Below are 20,046 nucleotides of genomic sequence, written 5' to 3' on the forward strand. Positions count from 1 at the left end.
GCCTCTCTCCTGTGTACCGTTCAAAAAATAACTGTAGCGGAAAATGATGCAGAAATGATGGGTGTGGCGTTGAAGGGTGGGATTGATAAGAGCGCCCAGTGCGGCGCCCCTAGCTAGTTTATGCCAACCAGGTTTCGATCTGGCGCTGAATACCGGCCGCATCCAGGCCCAGATCGCTGCGGATCTCTTCCTGGCCTCCCTGTGGGATAAAGTAATCCGGCAGGCCAATATTCAGTACGGGCACCACACGGCGTTTGGCCATCAGCAGTTCGTTAACCCCGCTGCCAGCGCCGCCCATAATGGCGTTCTCTTCCAGCGTCACCAACACTTCGTGGCTGGCGGCCATTTCCAGCACCAGCTGTTCGTCCAGTGGTTTGACAAAACGCATGTCCACCAGCGTAGCGTTCATCGCTTCGGCGACCTGAGCGGCTTCCGCCAACAGGGTACCAAAGTTGAGGATGGCAATCTTTTCCCCTTCGCGGCGCACTATGCCCTTACCGAGCGGCAGTGCAGCCAGAGGTTCCAGCGTTGCACCCGTACCGTTGCCCCGTGGGTAGCGTACCGCACTTGGGCCCGTATTATGGTGATAACCGGTGTACAGCATCTGGCGGCATTCGTTTTCATCGCTCGGCGTCATGATCACCATGTTCGGGATACAGCGCAGGAACGAAATATCAAAGGCGCCCTGGTGAGTCTGGCCATCGGCACCGACAATTCCGCCGCGATCGATGGCAAACATCACCGGCAACTGCTGGATCGCCACGTCGTGGATCACCTGATCGTAGGCGCGCTGCAGGAAGGTGGAGTAGATCGCCACCACCGGCTTGTAACCGCCGATCGCCAATCCGGCGGCGAAAGTCACCGCATGCTGCTCGGCGATCGCCACGTCGAAATATTGCTGCGGATAGTCACGAGAGAACTGCACCATGCCGGAACCTTCGCGCATGGCTGGCGTGATCGCCATCAGTTGGCTGTCTTTGGCCGCCGTTTCACACAGCCATTCACCAAAGATCTTGGAATAGGTTGGCAGGCCGCCAGCGCTTTTTGGCAGGGTGCCGCTGGCCGGATCGAATTTTGGCACCGCGTGGAAGCTAATCGGATCCTTTTCTGCCGGAGCATAGCCACGGCCTTTCTTGGTCATGATATGCAGTAACTGCGGGCCTTTCAGGTCACGCATGTTTTTTAGCGTAGCGGCCAATCCCTGCACGTCATGCCCGTCTACCGGGCCAATGTAGTTAAAGCCCAGCTCTTCAAACAGCGTGCCGGGGACTACCATGCCTTTGAGGTGTTCTTCGGTACGCTTGAGCAGTTCTTTGATCGGCGGTACGCCGGAGAGCACCTTCTTGCCGCCTTCGCGCAGCGTGGAGTAGAGCTTGCCAGACAGCAGCTGCGCCAGATGATTATTCAATGCTCCGACGTTTTCGGAGATCGACATTTCGTTGTCGTTCAGCACTACCAGCATATCCGGGGTGATATCACCCGCATGGTTCATGGCTTCGAACGCCATGCCTGCGGTGATGGCACCGTCGCCAATTACACAGACGGTGCGGCGATTTTTGCCCTCACGCGCGGCGGCCACGGCCATGCCAAGACCCGCGCTGATCGAGGTTGAAGAGTGGCCAACGGACAACACGTCATATTCACTTTCGGCGCGCCACGGGAACGGGTGCAGGCCGTTTTTCTGGCGGATGGTTGAGATGCGGTCACGCCGTCCGGTCAGGATTTTATGTGGGTAAGCCTGATGACCAACGTCCCAAACCAGGTGATCGAAAGGGGTGTTGTAGACGTAATGCAGTGCCACCGTCAGCTCGACGGTACCCAGCCCAGACGCAAAGTGGCCACTGGAACGGCTGACGCTGTCCAGCAGGTATTGCCGCAGTTCATCACACAACTTCGGCAGGCTTTCTTTTGGCAATGAGCGGAGCTCTTCAGGATTTTCCGCTAAGGCCAAGGTCGGGTATTTGGCTATATCAAGACTCATTCAGTACTCATATCAGAGGAGTTAATTGTCGCGTTCAATAATGAAGTTGGCCAATGCACGTAATGGTGCGGTGTTATAAGATTGTGTGGCCAACGAGTCTAATGAGGCCAAGGCTTCCTGATAGAGATCCCACGCTTTTAACTTGGCGCTGTCAAGCCCAAGTAGGGCCGGGTAGGTACTCTTGCCAAGCTGTTGGTCGGAGCCTTGGCGTTTACCGATTTTTTCGGTTTCGCCCACGACGTCAAGAATATCGTCCTGCACCTGAAACGCCAGGCCGATGGCCGCCGCGTAACGGTCAAGTTCAGGGAGTGCAGCACGGCCTGGCTCACCGGCGGCCAATGCCCCCAAGCGAACCGCAGCACGGATCAGCGCGCCGGTTTTATGGCGGTGGATCTGTTCTAGTGCCTGTAGATCGATCTGCTTACCTTCGGCTTCCAGATCCAGCGACTGGCCACCGCACATACCGGCAACGCCGCTGGCTTTGGCCAGTTCGGAAATCATCGCCAGCCGATCGCGCAGTGCCACATCGGGCATGTCGGCGTCAGCCAGGATCGAGAAAGCCAGCGTTTGCAGGGCGTCGCCCGCCAGAATCGCGTTAGCTTCTCCAAATTTGATATGGCAGGTTGGCTGCCCACGGCGCAGATCGTCGTCATCCATCGCTGGCAGATCGTCATGGATCAGCGAATAGGCATGGATGCACTCCACTGCCGCCGCTGGGGCATCCAGATTCTCCAGGCTCAGGCCAAACATTTGCCCGGTGGCGTAAACCAGGAAAGGCCGTAGCCGTTTACCGCCCAGCAAGGCACCGTGACGCATCGCCTCAACCATTTTGCCATCATTGAACGGCAGTGGAGCGATATAGCCAAGCAGTGCGCGATCGCTGCGCTGATGGAAGGCCTGTAACTGATCGTGGAACTCAGACATCGTAATTACTCAGCGTCCGGGGTAAAAGGGGTCAGTGCGGCATCGTCGTTCTGGTCGTTGAGCAGGATCTGTACGCGCTGCTCCGCCTGTTGCAGCTTTTGTTGGCCCTGACGAGCCAATTGGACGCCACGTTCAAACTCGTTGAGCGCATCTTCCAGCGGCAACTCGCCGGATTCCAAACGGGTTACGATACTCTCGAGTTCGCTCAGAGAATTCTCAAAGCTGATGCTTTGCTCTTTACTGTCTGATTGTGCAGGTTTTTTCGCCATAGTTTTCTTTTTACATCATCATGTGAACAGTGGGGCCCGAGCCTATCCTAGCGGATCTTGATTAGCAAATCATGGCACGTCTATGTGGTTTTGTGCACGGCACGCGTGCAGATAGTGATATACTTCGCGCCCAGATAAGATTGATAAAAGCTCGGCCAGCCCGCGATTTTATCAATCTTATCGCCATTGTATACCTAATAGCCTTGCAGTGGCAGCTAACCGCCGCCGCTGAACCCCATAGGGCAGAGGTATTGCCTCATTTTCATCAGACTATAAAGACCGCCATGAAGTTTATCATTAAATTGTTCCCGGAAATCACCATCAAGAGTCAATCTGTGCGCTTGCGCTTCATTAAGATCCTGACTACCAACATCCGTAACGTCCTGAAGCAGTATGATGAAACTCTGGCGGTTGTCCGTCACTGGGATTTTATCGAGGTGCGTGCCAAAAACGAAGATCAGCGCCCGGTGATTGCCGATGCCCTGACGCGTATTCCCGGCATTCACCATATCCTGGAAGTGGAAGATCGCGCCTATACCGATGTCCACCACATCTTTGAGCAGACGCTGGAAACCTACCGCGATCAACTGGAAGGCAAGACCTTCTGCGTGCGGGTGAAACGCCGTGGCAAGCATGAGTTCAGCTCGCAGGATGTAGAGCGCTACGTTGGTGGCGGTTTGAACCAGCATATTGAAAGCGCACGCGTCAAACTTTCTCGCCCTCAGGTCACGGTGAACCTGGAGATCGATGACGACAAGCTGATGCTGGTCAAGGCGCGCCGCGAAGGCATTGGCGGCTACCCGATCGGCACCCAGGAAGATGTGCTGTCACTGATTTCCGGCGGTTTTGACTCTGGTGTTTCCAGCTATATGCTGATGCGCCGTGGCTGCCGCGTACATTATTGCTTCTTTAATCTGGGTGGCGCGGCGCACGAAATTGGCGTCAAGCAGGTTGCCTACTATCTGTGGAACCGCTTCGGCAGCTCGCACAAGGTGCGCTTTGTGGCGATCGATTTCGAACCGGTGGTCGGTGAGATCCTGGAAAAGGTCGATGATGGCCAGATGGGCGTGGTGCTCAAACGCATGATGGTGCGTGCCGCTTCCCAGGTTGCTGAACGTTATGGCGTCCAGGCTTTGGTAACCGGCGAAGCGCTGGGCCAGGTTTCCAGCCAGACCTTGACCAACCTGCGCCTGATCGATAACGCTTCCGATACCCTGATCCTGCGCCCGCTGATCTCACATGATAAAGAGCATATCATCAACGTGGCGCGTGAAATCGGCACCGAAGACTTCGCCAAGACCATGCCGGAGTATTGTGGTGTGATCTCAAAAAGCCCGACGGTCAAGGCAATCAAAACCAGGATTGAAGAGGAAGAAGGGCACTTTGACTTCGAAATCCTCGATCGCGTGGTGCGCGAAGCACGTAACGTCGATATCCGCACTATCGCAGAAGAAACCAGTCAGCAGGTCGCCGAAGTAGAAACCGTGGCTGAATTCAGCGCTGACGAAGTGATCCTGGATATCCGTTCGGTGGACGAGCAGGAAGAGAAGCCGCTGCAACTGGCGCAGGTGGAAGTCAAACTGCTGCCGTTCTACAAGTTAGGCACGCAGTTTGCCGATCTCGATCAGAGCAAAACCTATCTGCTGTACTGTGAGCGCGGCGTGATGAGCCGTTTGCAAGCGCTGTACCTGCTGGAGCAGGGCTACGCTAACGTTAAAGTCTACCGCCCGTAATCTGCGTTGCAGGGTAGCAATGCCGTTTCTCTGGTGTTGCTATCCTTAACCACTTCCCCTGTTTGATCCTCTTTTTTCTCTTTCCCCTCGAATAACTTTGACATAGTGGCTTACTTTGGTTTATCTATTGTTACGTTATAACATAACTTTTTATTGATTGGGAAAGGAGCAGGTTAATGCAGTTAAAAAAGTTGGTGGCGATACTGCCTTTTTGGTTTGTCAGCTATTCACAAGCTCATTCATTATGGGTTAATGCGCTACCTGCTGCGGGCGGGCAGAGCACGATAGAGCTCGGTTATGGAGATGAGTTCCCTTCCGCAGAAGCGATCCCTGAAGATCGCCTGCACATTTTTGCACCGGCACAGCTAATCGGGAAGGATGGGGATCTGATGCTGAAGCCTGGTAAAGAGAATTACCAGTTCGTGACGGAAAAACCGTTAGCCAAGGGCAGCTATGCCGCTATCGCTATCTATAAACCCACCTATTGGTCGAAAAATAAAGCGGGATGGCAACAGCAGAGCAGGACGGAAATGCCAGACGCGCTGTACTGCGAGCGGGCTTCCATGTTTGGCAAAACTATTGTGAATATCGATGGGGCGACAGAGACCGCAGTCATCAGCCAGCCGCAGGGGTTGCAGTTGGAAATTATCCCGTTAGCCAACCCGGCCACCATCAAGCCAGGGCAGCCGTTGCCAATACAGGTATTGTATGACGGGAAACCGCTAAAGAATGCCGATGTGACGGCGACGTTTGCCGGTTTTGGCGACCAACATGAGCACCACGGGCATACTCATAGTCATGCCAAAGCCTTTTTGAATCAGACCGACGGCAAGGGCAAAGTCAATGTTTACCCGCTGAAGGCGGGATATTGGGTAGTCGAAACCGAACATAAACTGCCTTATGTGGATAAGGCGAAATGTGATGAATCTGTGTTGCTTTCAACGCTGACCTTTACCATCAGCGAATAAGCCATTGGCTTGGCAGGCCAACCGGCCTGCCAATATTGCTTCAATCGCGGAAGTCGTACATGCCGGGGATCAGTACCAGCTGCGCCGCTATCTCAGCCGCTTTGGCCTTACCCAACAGCAAATCGATCAGTTTCAGGGCAAACTCCATCGAGGTGCCTGGCCCTTGACTGGTGAGCAGGTTGACGCGTGGGTCGAACACGACGCGTCTTTCCATCCACTGCCCTTCCGGTATCTGCTCTTTCAGGCCGGGGAAGCCGGTCATATTGCCGATCGGAAACAGTTGGTGATGCTGCAATACCAAGGCCGGTGCCGCACAGATGGCGGCGACTATATTGCCTTGCAGATGCATCTGGCGGACTTTTTCCACCAGCAACGGGCTATCGCGAAAACATTCCGCACCCTTGATACCGCCAGGTAAGACGATGGCGTCAAAGTGGTCGTCAACAATTGCCACCAAGGGGGCGTCTGCCAGCAGCTTCACGCCGCGTGAGCAGACGATGGTCAGGCCACCGTCACTGGCAACGCTGGCGGTCGTTACTTTGACACCGGCACGAACCAGCAGGTCGATGGTGGTTACGGCCTCGGTTTCTTCACTACCAGGTGCCAGGCAGACCAATACCGATGCGCTCATAGCTATTTTCCTTGCGTTTAATGATTTCAAACAGCCGGGTATTTTCTGGTAGGGGAATGCCGTGACTGCGTCCGCGACGCAGCAAATAACCGGTAATGTAGTCGATCTCGGTGTGCCGCTGAGAACGGATATCCTGCAGCATCGAGGAAGTGTTGTCCGCCGTTGACTGGATCACCTGCATTACATAGAACACCAGGCTTTCGCACGAGGTGTGGTGACCTTCCATCTCCATCACGCTAGCCACTTCACGGCAGATAAGCTCTATCTGCTCAGGGTAGCGTTGTAGATCGCCGTTACGGCAGTCATACAGTACGGTTAGCGGGTTGATGACGCAGTTGACCGCCAGCTTGCGCCAACTGGCCGAAGCAATATTGTTATGCCAGGCAACGTCTGGCAGGGCCTGATGCAGAATTTCTGCCAGATGGCTGAGATGGGTCGCTTGCTGGGTCGTTGGGCCGATATGGGTAGTGCCGTTGGCGACGTGCACAATGGTGTTACCATCATGGCGTGCGGCATGGGTGGTGATGCCCTGTAGCACAGGCTGGCTATGCGGTGGCAACTCCTCTTGAGTCCCTATGCCGTTATGCAGCAGCAAAATGGCACAGCGAGGGTTTAATTTGGGCAGCAATGCCGTCACCGCGCTGGAAACCTGCCAGGCTTTCAGCGTGACTAACAGTAACTCACTTTGCCGCAGGTGTTCGGGATCGTTGGTGGGCAAATTACGGTTAAACGATGTGCCGTCGGGTTCAATGACGTTGACCGCACAAAATGGCTGGGGCACCCGTAACCATCCCTGTACATCGTGGCCCTGCTGATAGAGTTTGGCTAGCCACAGTTGTCCGAGCGCGCCGCAACCAAGAATGGTTATTTTCATTTCATCTCCCTGGTTTTCGGAAAGACCACTGATGCATCCTTTTGATTATAGGCTTTTCTGTTGTTGAACGTCTTGTTCAGGCGTATATCTGAATTTTGCCTGAAACCGCAAAGCGGGTATCATGCACGGCAACGAAATCATACAGCACCCATTCAGGAGGAAGAGAAGTATGCCATCTTTCGACATCGTTTCCGAAATTGATATGCAGGAAGTTCGCAACGCCGTTGATAACGCTACCCGCGATCTCAGCACCCGTTGGGATTTCCGTAACGTACCGGCCAGCTTTGAGCTGAACGAGAAAGACGAAAGCATTAAGGTCGCCAGCGAGTCTGACTTCCAGGTGCAGCAACTGCTGGATATCCTGCGCGAAAAACTGATGAAACGCAGCATTGAAGGCGGCGCGCTGGAAATTCCGGAAGAGTTGACCCACAGTGGCAAAACCTACAGCGTGGATGCCAAGCTCAAGCAGGGGATCGAAAGCTCGATGGCGAAGAAGATCGTCAAGCTGATCAAAGACAGCAAGCTGAAGGTACAGGCGCAGATCCAGGGTGATGAAATCCGCGTTACCGGTAAGGCGCGCGACGATCTGCAAAGCGTGATGGCGCTGATCCGTGGTGCCGATCTGGGGCAGCCGTTCCAGTTTAAAAACTTCCGCGATTAAGTTGTGCAGGTCTGGGGGATAGCCCCTCACCCTAACCCTCTCCCACAGGGAGAGGGGACCGATCGTGCTACAACTTTACGTCTGTTCCAGTCTGCAATCCCGCGTCAAATATTCAACTGAGCATGCCACAGACAGAGTGTTGTGCCTGACTATAATGCCGTACCAGCCCCTTATCCTTTTTGGGGAAGGGAGCGATCGTGCTACAACTTTACGTCTGTTCCAGTCTGCAATCCCGCGTCAAATATTCAACTGAGCATGCCACAGACAGAGTACTGTGCCTGACTATAATGCCGTACCAGCTCCCTCTCCTTTTTGGGGACCGACCGTGCCAAGAATTAACTCCCGCACCTGACTTCAACACCTAATACGTCTTGTCCCCGTACGCAGTGTCACAGATTAACTCCTGTACTTAAATGCAGCTCCGTACGGCTCCCTCTCCCTGTGGGAGAGGGTTGGGGTGAGGGGGAACAACAGACGATCAAGCCAAAGTAGATGGGCATCCTTAAAGCGCTGCGATCAGGGCTTCCAACTGACCGCGATTGGTCTGTTTGGTATCTACCTTCACGTAAGCGCTGCGCTCCTCGGGAACCACAACCGCTTCCGCTACGCCCGGCTGAGCCAGCAAACGGCTTTGTAACGCCGAATCTTTTACCGCCAGTTCAGACAACGTGATACGCAGGCTGCTGACGTAAGGCGGCTCTTTCATGGTGCTGCTGACCACAAACCAGACGGCGGCAAGTACCGCACCGGCGATAAACACCAACCCTGCTCCCTGAAAACCATATAACCAGCCGCCCACGCTGCCACCGATGGCCACGCCAATAAACTGGCTGGTGGAGTAAACCCCCATCGCCGTGCCTTTATAACCCGCTGGGGCCTCTTTGCTGATCAGCGAAGGCAGAATGGCTTCCATGACGTTAAACGCCATAAAGAACAGCTGCACTCCGGCAATGATGCCCCATAGATTCTGGCCAGAAAACCATAGCACTACCTCGGCGCAAAACAGCACTGCCACGCAACCCATAAAGACCTGCTTCATACGGCGGTATTTTTCCGCATAGATGATAAACGGCACTACGGCAATGAAGGAAACCAGCATGGTGACCAGATAGACTTTCCAGTGGTCCGCAGCGGCTAGCCCGGCTTTTTCCATAGCCAACGGTAAGGCAACGAAGCTGGACATCAACAAGATATGCAGGCACAGGATGCCAAAGTTGAGTTTCAACAGCCGCGAATTGTTCAGCACCTTGCTAAAACTGCCCCGCACGATGCTCGATTCCCGGTTCAGCACGTGTTCGTCGGCAGAAGGGACGACCAGCAAGGTAATCGCGATACCGGCTAGTGACAGCACGGCAATCATCCAGAACAGCGCATGCAAACCGAAAGCATGGGTCACTATCGGGCCCACCACCATGGCGATAGCAAAGGTGATACCGAAGCTGATACCGATAAACGCCATCGCCTTGGTTCGGTTCTGTTCGCGGGTTAAATCCGACAGCAGCGCCATTACCGCAGCGGCTATCGCCCCGGAACCCTGCAATGCACGGCCCAGAATGATGCCCCAGATAGAGTCGCTTAAGGCTGCGATCACGCTGCCAAGGGCGAATATCAACAGCCCACCGACGATCAGCGGCTTACGGCCAACGCGGTCCGAAATCAGGCCGAAGGGGATCTGAAATACCGCCTGCGCCAGGCCGTAAATACCGATAGCCAGGCCAATCAGCGCCTCACTGGCACCGTGCAGCGCCATCCCATAGGTGGTCAGTACCGGTAACACCATAAACATGCCAAGCATGCGCAGAGAGAATACGGTTCCCAAGCCCCAGGTCGCGCGGCGTTCTTGGGGCGTCATTATATTGTCGTTCATTTTGACCTCAGTAAAGCCTATTCCAACGGGTTAAGTAGGAGGACTTAGCCTGTTGGAATAGCCTCGGCAAAGTTGCGTCATTCTAGTGCGTAGGGCAGGGGGGGTAAATCGAATGTTGTTTAACAGATATTACAGTTGGCGTGCTTTTCTCCGAAACAAATAAAATGGGCCGCTAAGCGGCCCATTCGCAGATTACCGCTGTTTACCAAGCGTAGGTTAACAGGGTTTCCGGTGTGGCACTGGCACTGAAATCGATCGACATCATTACGCTGAGTGAAGTAATGGCCACGATTGAGAACACAAACAGTTTGCGCGCCCAGACGCTGTCATTTTCCGCTTTGTAACCGCGTAACGCCATGCCTAGCCACCACACGCTCACCGCCGCTGCGACGATCAGGTATTTGTAGCCAGCATAACCGCCCAGGGTCAGCATCAGCGTGGCGATCATAAACGCCAGGATGTAGAGCGTGATGTGGTTTTTGGCAACGGAGATGCCTTTCACCACCGGCAGTACCGGGATATTGGCTGCCTGGTAATCTTTAAAGCGGAAGATGGCAATCGCATAGGAATGCGGCATCTGCCACAGGCTGAAGATAGCCAGCAGGATCAATGCACCAGCATCAAACTCGTTGGTGACTGCGCAGTAGCCAATCACCGGCGGCGCGGCCCCAGACAGGCTGCCGATCAGCGTGCCGTATACCGAGTGGCGTTTCATGTACAGGCTGTAAACGCCGACATAAACTACAAAGCCCATCACCGCCAGCCACATGGCCAGCGGGTTGGCCACGATATACAGCAGTGCAAAACCAGCAATACCCAGCAAGGTAGCGTAAACCAGGCTCACACTCGGCGCGATCAGGCCTTTTACCAGCACCCGGTTCTTCGTTCTCTCCATTTTCTTGTCGATGTCGCGGTCAATGTAGTTGTTAAATACACAGCCCGAGGCAACCACCAACGAGACCCCTAACAGGGTGGCGAGAAACAGGGGATAATCGATGCTCCCTTTGGAAGCGAGCAGGAATCCCCCGACGACAGAAATTAAATTACCGAAAATAATTCCTGGTTTAGTTACTTGCAGGTATTGCTTAATCATCACGTCCAGCTCTGCTCTTAATCGACCATCATGTTGATGTTGAGGTTGTACATAATCCAGAGTGAACCCACAACAACGATACCGATGATCATAACGGTGAACAGCAATGCCACCAGGTTCCAGCGCTCTTCCGATGAGGTGTTCATATGCAGGAAGTAAACCAGGTGAACGATCACCTGGATAACCGCCATGCCGACCACAACCGCCAGGATGGTGGAGTGAGAGGCGCTGCCGCTCATCACCATCGCAAATGGAATTACCGTCAGGATGACCGACAGAATAAAGCCGGTCAGATATGACTTCACGCTACCGTGGCTTGCGCCGCCGTGAGAGGTATCATGGGATGAATGGCTCATTTACATTACCCCCAGCAGGTAGACAACGGTAAATACGCAGATCCAGACCACGTCCAGGAAGTGCCAGAACAGGCTCAGACACATCAGACGGGTTTTATTGGTTGGGTTCAGGCCACGCTTGCTCACCTGAATCATCATGATGATGATCCAGATCAGACCGGTGGTTACGTGCAGACCGTGAGTACCTACCAGCGCAAAGAAGCTGGAGAGGAACGCACTGCGGTCTGGGCCGTAACCTTCGGCGATCAGGTGATGGAATTCATAGATCTCCATCGCCACGAAGCCGACGCCAAACAGGAAGGTCAGGAACAGCCAGGTGTTAACGCTGCTTACCTTGCCCTTGTTCATGCCGATCATCGCCATACCGTAGGTGATGGAGCTGAACAGCAGGAGGAAAGTTTCAACCAGTACAAAATTCAGGTCGAAGATATCTTTCCCAGTGGGACCGCCAGCGGTCCCGTTCACCAGTACTGCATAGGTTGCGAACAAGCTCGCAAACAAAATACAGTCGCTCATCAGGTAAACCCAGAATCCGAAGACCTTGGTTTCTCCTGCGTCGTGGTGCCCATGCTCGGCATGGGCTGCGCTATGGTTGGTCAGAGTATCAGTTGACATGTTTCACGCCTGCTTTGCTGATTTGTTCATAGTGTTGGTTTTCAATGCGCTCGATCTCATCAACCGGCACATAGTAATCAACATCTTCATCGAAGCTCTTGACGATCCAGGTCACGATCATGCCGACGAAGCCAGCAATCGCCATCCACCAGATATCCCAGATCATCGCGAAACCAAATACCAGGCTGAAGCCAGCAATAATCACACCGGCACCGGTATTCTTCGGCATATGAATCGGCTCGTACTTCGCGGGTTTCTTATAGGCTTCGCCTTTTTCTTTCATGTCCCAGAACGCATCACGATCGTGAATTTCTGGCACTACGGCGAAGTTATAGAACGGAGGTGGTGAAGAAGTTGACCACTCCAGCGTACGTGCACCCCATGGGTCACCGGTCAGATCGCGGTTTTGCTCGCGGTCGCGGATACTGACGTAAACCTGGATCACTTGGCACAGGATACCGCAGGCAATCAGCGCTGCACCGCCAGCCGCAACCAGCAGCAGAGGGTGGAACTCAGGATTGATATTCTGGCTTATACGGCGGGTCATCCCCATGAAGCCCAGTGCATACAGCGGCATAAAGGCGACGAAGAAACCGATGATCCAGAACCAGAATGCGCGGATACCCCAGGTCTCATTCAGACGGAAGCCGAAGGATTTAGGGAACCAGTAGGTCAGGCCAGCGAAGCAACCGAACACCACACCACCGATAATCACGTTATGGAAGTGGGCAATCAGGAACAGGCTGTTGTGCAGCACGAAGTTGGCACCCGGTACCGCCAGCAGTACGCCGGTCATCCCACCGATGGAGAAGGTGATGATGAAGCCCACGGTCCACAGCATCGCGGAGTTAAGCTGAATACGGCCTTGGTACATGGTGAACAGCCAGTTGAAGATTTTCACCCCGGTCGGGATGGAAATGATCATCGTGGCAATCCCGAAGAAGGCGTTAACGTTGGCGCCTGACCCCATGGTAAAGAAGTGGTGCAGCCAAACGATAAACGACAGGACGGTGATCGCGATGGTTGCCCATACCAGTGAGGTATAGCCGAACAGACGCTTCTTCGAGAAGGTGGCGGTCACTTCAGAGAAGACACCGAACACTGGCAGAACCAGGATATACACCTCTGGGTGACCCCAGGCCCAAATCAGGTTGATGTACATCATCATGTTGCCGCCCATATCATTGGTAAAGAAATGGGTGCCCAGATAGCGATCCAGGGTCAGCAACGCGACGGTGACGGTCAGAATTGGGAAGGAGACGATGATCAGCACGTTGGTACACAGTGCTGCCCAGGTGAATACCGGCATCTTCATCATCGGCATGCCAGGGGCACGCATCTTCAGGATGGTGGCGAAGAAGTTCACACCGGTCAACAGGGTACCCAGACCGGAAATCTGTAGACTCCAGATCCAGTAATCGACCCCGACGCCAGGGCTGTATTCCTTACCTGATAACGGCGGATAGGCCAACCAGCCGGTCTGCGCGAATTCACCGACACCCAGCGAGATGTTGATCAAGACCACGCCGACCACGAAGAACCAGAAGCTCAGGGAGTTCAGGAACGGGAAGGCAACGTCGCGCGCACCGATTTGCAACGGGACCACCACGTTCATCAGACCCACGACGAAAGGCATCGCCATGAAGAAGATCATGATGACGCCGTGCGCGGTAAAGATCTGGTCGTAGTGGTGCGGCGGCAGGAATCCGGCCTCACCGGCAGACGCGAGCGCCTGCTGGCTACGCATCATGATGGCATCAGCAAAACCACGCAGCAGCATAACCATGGCCACGATGATGTACATGATACCAATTTTTTTATGGTCGACCGAAGTCAGCCATTCGCTCCACAGCCACTTCCATTTGCCGAAATACGTGATCAGCGCCAGCAGGGCTAGCCCGCCAACGATGATTGCAGCAACGGTGACCATGATGATCGGTTCATGCAACGGAACCGCATCAAGTGTTAATTTTCCCAACATCAGATTATTCCTCGGCTCCGGCGTGAGCATGTTCACTCATGTCCATACCCTGGCTCATGTCCATGCCCTGGTGCGCGGAAGCTTCTGCGCCTTTGTGCATGTGCATATCACCCATGAATTTGCCAATAGTCTCTTTGAACAAATTCGGTTTGACACTGGAGAAGTACTCAACCGGGTTGTTTTCACTCGGCTCTGCCAGTTTGTTAAAATCGCTGGTGGCGTTAAGGGTATTAGACGATTCTTTCACCTTGGCTACCCACTGATCGAAGTCGCCTTCGGTCGGGGTGACAATGGCGGTGAATTTCATGCCGGAGAACCCGCGGCCACTGAAGCTACTGGAAATACCGTCGTATTTGCCTGCTTCGTTGCCGATCAGGTGCAGTTTGGTCTGCATCCCGGCCATCGCATAAATCTGCCCACCTAACTGAGGAATAAAGAACGAGTTCATTACCGAGTTAGAGGTGACTTTGAATTCGACTGGAACATCTTTCGGGAAAGCCAGCTCATTAACGGTCGCGATACCCTGCTCTGGGTAGATGAACAGCCACTTCCAGTCTAACGACACCACTTCGATGGTCATTGGCTTTTTGTCGGCGACAATCGGCTTGAATGGATCCAGCGCGTGGGTTGTTTTCCAGGTTATGGTGCCAAGGATGGCGATGATAATGATTGGAATGGTCCAGACGACCGCTTCAATCTTGTTGGAGTGTGACCAATTCGGACTGTACTTGGCGCTCTTGTTGGAAGCACGATACTTCCAGGCAAAGGCAAATGCCATGAAGATCACTGGCACCACAACGATCAGCATCAAGCCGATTGCCGTGAGGATCAGTCTTCGTTGCTCAACACCTATTGCTCCTTTGGGATCCATCAACACCATATCGCAACCGCTTAGCATAACGGTGGCGACAATTAAGGATAACATCCCAATACTTTTATTGTATTTCTTAAGTCTCATCTAACGACCCCAATTACCAAGGCTCTATATTGTCGTTTCATGTGTGCGGGCATTTTACGGGAAGGTTGCAGTACTGTAAACATACTTAAGAGAGTGTCAGCGGCTTGTTGACACTTTCTGTTAAGGGGGTCACACATGTAACGTAAGGTGACAATTTACTAATGGCAACAACGTGTTGGCGAGCTGAATCGTTCCGGGGGGATGCTATGTCATGGAAAACCAAGGGTATGTCAGGATATTGCGTCAGCGGTGGCGATGTTTGAATAGGCGCAAAAAGGTTTATTTAATGTAAAATTTTTGTTTTGTTGAGGTGAATTAAAATCTATTTCCGAGCGTTTTACTCGGGTAAAAAAATAGCTTTGGCGAAAATATTAAATTTTTAACGAAATAAATTCGTTTTTCTGATGCTTTTTTGTTGGCCGAATTTTATCGGCCAACAAAAAAATCACGCTAATTGCGTTCGGCGCAACGCCAGGTAGTCCAACAGGCTTCCCATGATAATCCCCACCAGGCTCAGCATGGCACCGGTTTGCAGCAGCTGCACGGCGAGGTTGGGCCAGTCGGTCCAATCCAGCGCGTTGGCGATCAGCAACAGCAACCATAGGCCTAGCAGCGAGCAACCGGCGCCCAGCAGGCGTAATGCCCAGCGGTAGGCGGCACGAAACTCGGTACGTGGCATAAAGTTGTCGGTGCGTTGCGTGTATTCCAATGTCTGGCGGCAGATTAACAGCAGTAGCAGGCCTGGAACCGCAGCCGCGATGGAGAACAGGTAAAACAGTGGCCAGCCATGAGCGGTCACGAACCAACCGGCAATCGGCCCGACGTAAACGCGGCCAACGGCGGAGAGCGCCGAGAGCAGGGCAAACTGGGTGGCGGAGAAGGATTTGTTGCACAGGGTCATCAGCAGAGCGACAAAGGCTGCCGTGCCCATGCCGCCGCACAGGTTTTCCAGGAAAATGGCACTGCCCATTGTGAGGATGTTTTTAGCGGTGATCGCCAACAGCCAGTAACCGATGTTGGAAACCGCCTGTAAAATGCCGAACAGCATCAGCGCCCGGAACAGGCTGAGACGCTGCATCAAGACACCGCCGAACAGGGCCCCGACGATGGTGGCAAACAGACCGAGCGTTTTATTTACCAGACCGACCTCGCCGGCATCGAAGCCGACGCCGCGGATCAGAAAGGTGGTGCTCAAACTCCCGGCAAAAGCGTCACCCATCTTATACATCACGATCAGCAACAGGATCAGCCAGGCATTATTACGGGCGAAGAAGTCACGCAGCGGAGCGACTACCGCCATCTCGAGGGTGCGCGGCGCAGGAATGCTGTCGTCCGGTTCTGGTGCCATCAGCGTAGCGGCTACGCCAATTAGCATCAGCCCGGCCATTAACCAGTAAGTCGCCTGCCAGCCGAAATAGCGATCGGCCAGCCACAGGGCCAGCCCGCCGGAAACCAGCATCGCCAGGCGATAACCCAGTACCGACACTGCGGCCCCGGCACCGCGTTCTTCGGCCGTCAGCAGATCGGTTTTGTAGGCGTCAAAAACAATATCCTGTGAGGCAGAACAGAATGCTACCACCACCGCCAGCGTGGCCAGCCACCACAGATGCTGTGACGGATTCATAAACCCCATCGCCACGATGGCCACTACCAGCAGCAACTGGCTGATCAACAACCAGCCACGCCGCCGCCCAAGGAACGGGGGAGTGTAGCGATCCATAAACGGTGACCAGAGGAACTTGAACACGTAGGCCTGACCTACCAGCGAAAAGATACCAATGGTTTTCAGATCGAGGCCTTCGACGGTCATCCAGGCTTGCAGCGTGCCGGAGGTTAATGCCAACGGCAGCCCCGAGGCAAAGCCCAACACCAACAGGATGACGGAATTACGCTGGGTAAAAATATTCAGATACTGTTTCGACATGAGATCCCGATCTGCGCTGCCCTGTAAACCGAGCAGCGCGAGGCATTGCCTGATTAACGTGCGTTTTGCTTGATAAAGTCGTTGACGCTGGTGTCTTGAGCCATATCGGCGATGACGTCACCCAGCACGGTGTTGACCGCATCGGTGATTTTTTCATTGCTGGCGGTGAAGGCACCCTGCACGTTATAGGTAGAACGGTAGTTCTTCACCTGCTTGTTGCCATTTTTGGCCTGCGCGATGATTGAAATATCCGCTTTGGTGGTGATGTTGTAGCGCAGGTTGCCTTGGGAAACGTCGGCAAACAGCGTATTGACCACGATCTGCAAATCAACCGCACCGGATGGCCCAATCATATAGCCACGCGCGCCCATTTGCTTTTCCAGCACTTCTTGTAGCAGGAAGCGCAGATCGCGTGATGGGGTCAGGGTGATCAGTTGGCCGTCACGGTTCACTTTTGCCAGTGCCTGATCGGGGCGTTGGTCTGCACCGTTAATGCTGATGGTGATCCCTTGCAGGGTGGGATCCTGCTGTGGCAACACGATCTTCGGGGTTACGTTTAGCGTATTGGTGCTGGTAGCACAGCCTGCCAACAGAAGTACAGTCAGCAGCGGAAGACAAAGTTTTTTTAACATTATTACTGTCTCATCAATCGTGGTTTTATACCCGGTGCTGTTCAAGCCCGCGGGCAGGGTTGTGGGTGCTTGATAATCAAAGCGCTAGAGTCAACGATAAATTGCCGCCATCATAGCATTGCCAACAACGGGGGGAAGTGTTGAAGGTGGCCGTGACGTAAATTTTTCCTCAACCAGGATAAAAACAGGCTTTTTCGCGAGGCTCAATCGGATAAACCTCAACTGAGCCGCTTTTATTGATGCTTTTTACAGCGAAGAGCGGTGCGATTTACGATAGCCATGTTCTGGCGAGGGCAAAACCGACTAATATTAAAGTAGAACCTGGTAGCCTGCCGGTGTTGTAAGGAGATCCTATGATCCGCGAGCAAATAGAAGCAAAGTTAAGGGCGGCGTTTGAACCCGCGTATCTGGAAGTGACTGATGAGAGCTATCGGCATAACGTTCCTGCTGGATCCGAAAGTCATTTCAAAGTGGTGTTGGTGAGCGACCGCTTTGTCGGCGAACGGTTCCTGACCCGGCATCGCTCCATTTATGGCGTGTTGGCGGAGGAACTGGAAAACGGCGTACACGCGCTGGCATTGCATACCTATACCCTGAAAGAGTGGGAAGGGTTGCAGGATACGGTTCCTGCCTCACCACCTTGTCGTGGGGCGGGCACATTGGCTTAATACCTAAAATTTACGGTATCAGTGGAACTTTTACCCGTATTTAAGGTATTACTACTGACGAATTTTGCAACGGCCTGCGGGCCGTTGCTGTTTTTGACGACGACAAAGCCGAAGGCGTTTGCAGCTCTGATGGCCATGGCATCAAGGTATTTGGGCGAAAAATCGGCAAAAGTGTGATTTTTAACGCGCCAGTGCTGCCTTGCCATCCTCGACTAGCTACGCTTGCGCCGCTATAATGTCGCGTCTATTTTTTCCGGAATGGTTTCGGAACGCTCTCGACATCAGGGAACTCGGTTTTTAATGTAGCCGTCCTGGTTCTTGGAACGGAGTTGACCGAGCACTGTGATTTTTTTGAGGTAACAAGATGCAAGTTTCAGTAGAAACCACTCAAGGCCTTGGGCGCCGTCTCTCTATTACTGTACCCGCTGATGTTATCAATCAGGCAGTAAAGAAAGAGCTGATCAACGCAGCTAAAAGCGTACGTATCGACGGTTTCCGTAAAGGCAAAGTGCCGATGAACATCGTCGAACAGCGTTATGGCGCCTCCGTCCGTCAGGACGTGCTGGGCGATCTGATGCAGCGCAACTTTGTTGACGCGATCATCAAAGAGAAAATCAACCCGGCCGGCGCACCAAACTACGTACCGGGCGAGTATAAAGAAGGCGAAGATTTCGCTTTCACCGTGGAATTCGAAGTCTATCCAGAAGTTGAGCTGAAAGGCCTGGAAAGCATCGAGGTTGAAAAACCTGTGGTTGAAGTTAACGACGCCGATGTGGATACCATGCTGGAAACTCTGCGTAAGCAGCAGGCGATCTGGAAAGACACCGACGGCGCAGCCACTGCTGAAGACCGCGTGACCGTTGACTTCACCGGCTCTATCGACGGTGAAGAGTTTGAAGGCGGTAAAGCTGCCGATTTCGTTCTGGCTATGGGCCAGGGCCGCATGATCCCAGGCTTCGAAGAAGGTCTGGTGGGTCATAAAGCCGGTGAAGAGTTCACCATCGACGTCAACTTCCCAGAAGATTACCACGCAGAAAACCTGAAAGGGAAAGCGGCCAAGTTCGCTATCGTGCTGAAGAAAGTTGAACAGCGCGAGCTGCCAGAACTGACCGAAGAATTCATCAAGCGTTTCGGCGTGGCTGATGGTTCTCTCGCCGGTCTGCGTACCGAAGTGCGTAAAAACATGGAGCGCGAACTGAAAGGCGCCGTGCGTAACCGCATCAAGACTCAGGCTATCGACGGTCTGGTCAACGCTAACGAAATCGACGTGCCAGCGGCACTGATCGACGGCGAAGTCGACGTTCTGCGTCGTCAAGCTGCACAGCGTTTTGGTGGCAACGAGCAACAAGCGTTGGAACTGCCACGCGAACTGTTCGAAGAGCAAGCCAAACGTCGCGTTGTGGTCGGTCTGCTGTTGGGCGAAGTGATCAGCACCAACGATCTGAAAGCCGATGAAGATCGCGTTAAGACCCTGATCGAAGAAATGGCTTCCGCCTACGAAGATCCGAGCGAAGTTGTTGAGTTCTACAGCAAAAACAAAGAGCTGATGAACAACATGCGTAACGTTGCTCTGGAAGAACAAGCGGTAGAAGCCCTGCTGGCTAAAGCGAAAGTGACTGAAAAAGCCACTACCTTCAGCGAGCTGATGAACCAGACTCAACAAGCGTAATGCTGGTTGATGCCAGGAGCGACCTGATGGCAGGTCCATTGCCGTAGCTGGGAGTTCCTTATAAGGCCCGTAACTTTGGTTACGGGCTTTTCTTTTGCCACGTGACTGATTAATCTCGGCTTAACTGTGGCAATATGCACTATATTTATTGGGTCGAGGATGAATGGCGGCGGCGGAAGGACAGTGGTTGTGACCTTGCCTGCCACACAGGGATGTTGGTGAAATTGTTCACCGGGCTTGAA

At 53.6% G+C, this 20,046-nt stretch carries 18 protein-coding genes; 5 read left to right on the forward strand and 13 right to left on the reverse strand.

Features of this window, described 5'->3' with window-relative positions:
• Positions 1 to 118: 118 nt before the first annotated feature.
• The 3 genes from dxs to xseB are packed head-to-tail and all read right to left on the reverse strand — an operon-like array spanning position 119 to position 3,174.
• A complete protein-coding gene (gene dxs / locus D9980_RS00110) occupies positions 119 to 1,981 on the reverse strand; it encodes a 1-deoxy-D-xylulose-5-phosphate synthase (RefSeq protein ID WP_121606038.1) in 1,863 nt (620 codons plus the stop codon).
• 21 nt (positions 1,982 to 2,002) lie between these two features.
• Complete coding sequence (ispA, locus tag D9980_RS00115) at positions 2,003 to 2,905, reverse strand: (2E,6E)-farnesyl diphosphate synthase (RefSeq protein WP_024483931.1); 903 nt, start codon at positions 2,903 to 2,905, stop codon at positions 2,003 to 2,005.
• A gap of 5 nt (positions 2,906 to 2,910) precedes the next feature.
• On the reverse strand, positions 2,911 to 3,174 hold the full coding sequence (gene xseB / locus D9980_RS00120) for an exodeoxyribonuclease VII small subunit (RefSeq protein ID WP_024483932.1): 264 nt from the start codon (positions 3,172 to 3,174) through the stop codon (positions 2,911 to 2,913).
• A gap of 284 nt (positions 3,175 to 3,458) precedes the next feature.
• On the opposite strand from xseB, the gene thiI reads away from it, so the two are divergent.
• Together thiI and D9980_RS00130 are read left to right on the forward strand one after the other, a co-directional pair.
• Complete coding sequence (gene thiI, locus D9980_RS00125) at positions 3,459 to 4,907, forward strand: tRNA uracil 4-sulfurtransferase ThiI (protein ID WP_121606039.1); 1,449 nt, start codon at positions 3,459 to 3,461, stop codon at positions 4,905 to 4,907.
• 176 nt (positions 4,908 to 5,083) lie between these two features.
• Positions 5,084 to 5,875 carry a DUF4198 domain-containing protein gene (locus D9980_RS00130; protein ID WP_121606040.1) on the forward strand — a complete coding sequence of 264 codons (792 nt, stop codon included), beginning with the start codon at positions 5,084 to 5,086 and terminating at the stop codon, positions 5,873 to 5,875.
• A 40-nt stretch (positions 5,876 to 5,915) separates the two neighbouring features.
• On the opposite strand, the gene yajL is transcribed toward D9980_RS00130, so the two are convergent.
• Both yajL and panE read right to left on the reverse strand, forming a co-directional pair.
• Positions 5,916 to 6,506, reverse strand: coding sequence for a protein deglycase YajL (gene yajL, locus D9980_RS00135; protein WP_024483935.1), 591 nt, complete (start codon positions 6,504 to 6,506; stop codon positions 5,916 to 5,918).
• Positions 6,469 to 7,380, reverse strand: a complete 912-nt coding sequence (gene panE, locus D9980_RS00140; protein ID WP_024483936.1) for a 2-dehydropantoate 2-reductase — start codon at positions 7,378 to 7,380, stop codon at positions 6,469 to 6,471. Before panE ends, yajL begins: the two co-directional genes overlap by 38 nt.
• Positions 7,381 to 7,549: 169 nt before the next feature.
• Between panE and D9980_RS00145 the strand changes: the two genes are divergently transcribed.
• Complete coding sequence (locus D9980_RS00145) at positions 7,550 to 8,041, forward strand: YajQ family cyclic di-GMP-binding protein (protein WP_024483937.1); 492 nt, start codon at positions 7,550 to 7,552, stop codon at positions 8,039 to 8,041.
• A 502-nt stretch (positions 8,042 to 8,543) separates the two neighbouring features.
• Here D9980_RS00145 and D9980_RS00150 read toward each other — a convergent pair.
• The 8 genes from D9980_RS00150 to D9980_RS00185 all read right to left on the reverse strand — a co-directional run bounded on the left by D9980_RS00150 (position 8,544) and on the right by D9980_RS00185 (position 17,467).
• Positions 8,544 to 9,908: an MFS transporter gene (locus D9980_RS00150; RefSeq protein ID WP_121606041.1), complete on the reverse strand. Its 1,365-nt coding sequence runs from the start codon at positions 9,906 to 9,908 to the stop codon at positions 8,544 to 8,546.
• 202 nt (positions 9,909 to 10,110) lie between these two features.
• Entirely contained in the window at positions 10,111 to 11,001 is an 891-nt protein-coding gene (cyoE, locus tag D9980_RS00155) for a heme o synthase (RefSeq protein WP_121606042.1), read from the reverse strand.
• Between the two features lie 17 nt (positions 11,002 to 11,018).
• Positions 11,019 to 11,357: a cytochrome o ubiquinol oxidase subunit IV gene (locus D9980_RS00160; RefSeq protein ID WP_021180176.1), complete on the reverse strand. Its 339-nt coding sequence runs from the start codon at positions 11,355 to 11,357 to the stop codon at positions 11,019 to 11,021.
• Positions 11,358 to 11,972, reverse strand: coding sequence for a cytochrome o ubiquinol oxidase subunit III (locus D9980_RS00165; RefSeq protein ID WP_024483940.1), 615 nt, complete (start codon positions 11,970 to 11,972; stop codon positions 11,358 to 11,360). It lies immediately after the preceding gene.
• The gene (gene cyoB, locus D9980_RS00170; protein WP_021180174.1) at positions 11,962 to 13,953 is read right to left on the reverse strand and encodes a cytochrome o ubiquinol oxidase subunit I; all 1,992 of its coding nucleotides are present in this window, start codon (positions 13,951 to 13,953) and stop codon (positions 11,962 to 11,964) included. The genes D9980_RS00165 and cyoB overlap by 11 nt, the downstream gene beginning before the upstream one ends.
• Before the next feature lie 4 nt (positions 13,954 to 13,957).
• The gene (gene cyoA, locus D9980_RS00175; RefSeq protein WP_024483941.1) at positions 13,958 to 14,911 is read right to left on the reverse strand and encodes a cytochrome o ubiquinol oxidase subunit II; all 954 of its coding nucleotides are present in this window, start codon (positions 14,909 to 14,911) and stop codon (positions 13,958 to 13,960) included.
• Between the two features lie 445 nt (positions 14,912 to 15,356).
• Positions 15,357 to 16,835 (reverse strand): muropeptide MFS transporter AmpG, encoded by a 1,479-nt coding sequence (gene ampG / locus D9980_RS00180; RefSeq protein WP_121606043.1) that lies wholly within the window; start codon positions 16,833 to 16,835, stop codon positions 15,357 to 15,359.
• Positions 16,836 to 16,888: 53 nt separating this feature from the next.
• A complete protein-coding gene (locus D9980_RS00185; RefSeq protein WP_121606044.1) occupies positions 16,889 to 17,467 on the reverse strand; it encodes a lipoprotein in 579 nt (192 codons plus the stop codon).
• A gap of 353 nt (positions 17,468 to 17,820) precedes the next feature.
• Here D9980_RS00185 and bolA point away from each other — a divergent pair, with 353 nt between their 5' ends.
• Together bolA and tig are read left to right on the forward strand one after the other, a co-directional pair.
• Positions 17,821 to 18,135 carry a transcriptional regulator BolA gene (gene bolA, locus D9980_RS00190; RefSeq protein WP_021805484.1) on the forward strand — a complete coding sequence of 105 codons (315 nt, stop codon included), beginning with the start codon at positions 17,821 to 17,823 and terminating at the stop codon, positions 18,133 to 18,135.
• 364 nt (positions 18,136 to 18,499) lie between these two features.
• Positions 18,500 to 19,804: a trigger factor gene (tig, locus tag D9980_RS00205; RefSeq protein WP_121606045.1), complete on the forward strand. Its 1,305-nt coding sequence runs from the start codon at positions 18,500 to 18,502 to the stop codon at positions 19,802 to 19,804.
• Positions 19,805 to 20,046 lie beyond the last annotated feature (242 nt).

Source organism: Serratia sp. 3ACOL1 (assembly GCF_003668775.1).
GTDB classification, from domain to species: domain Bacteria; phylum Pseudomonadota; class Gammaproteobacteria; order Enterobacterales; family Enterobacteriaceae; genus Chania; species Chania fonticola.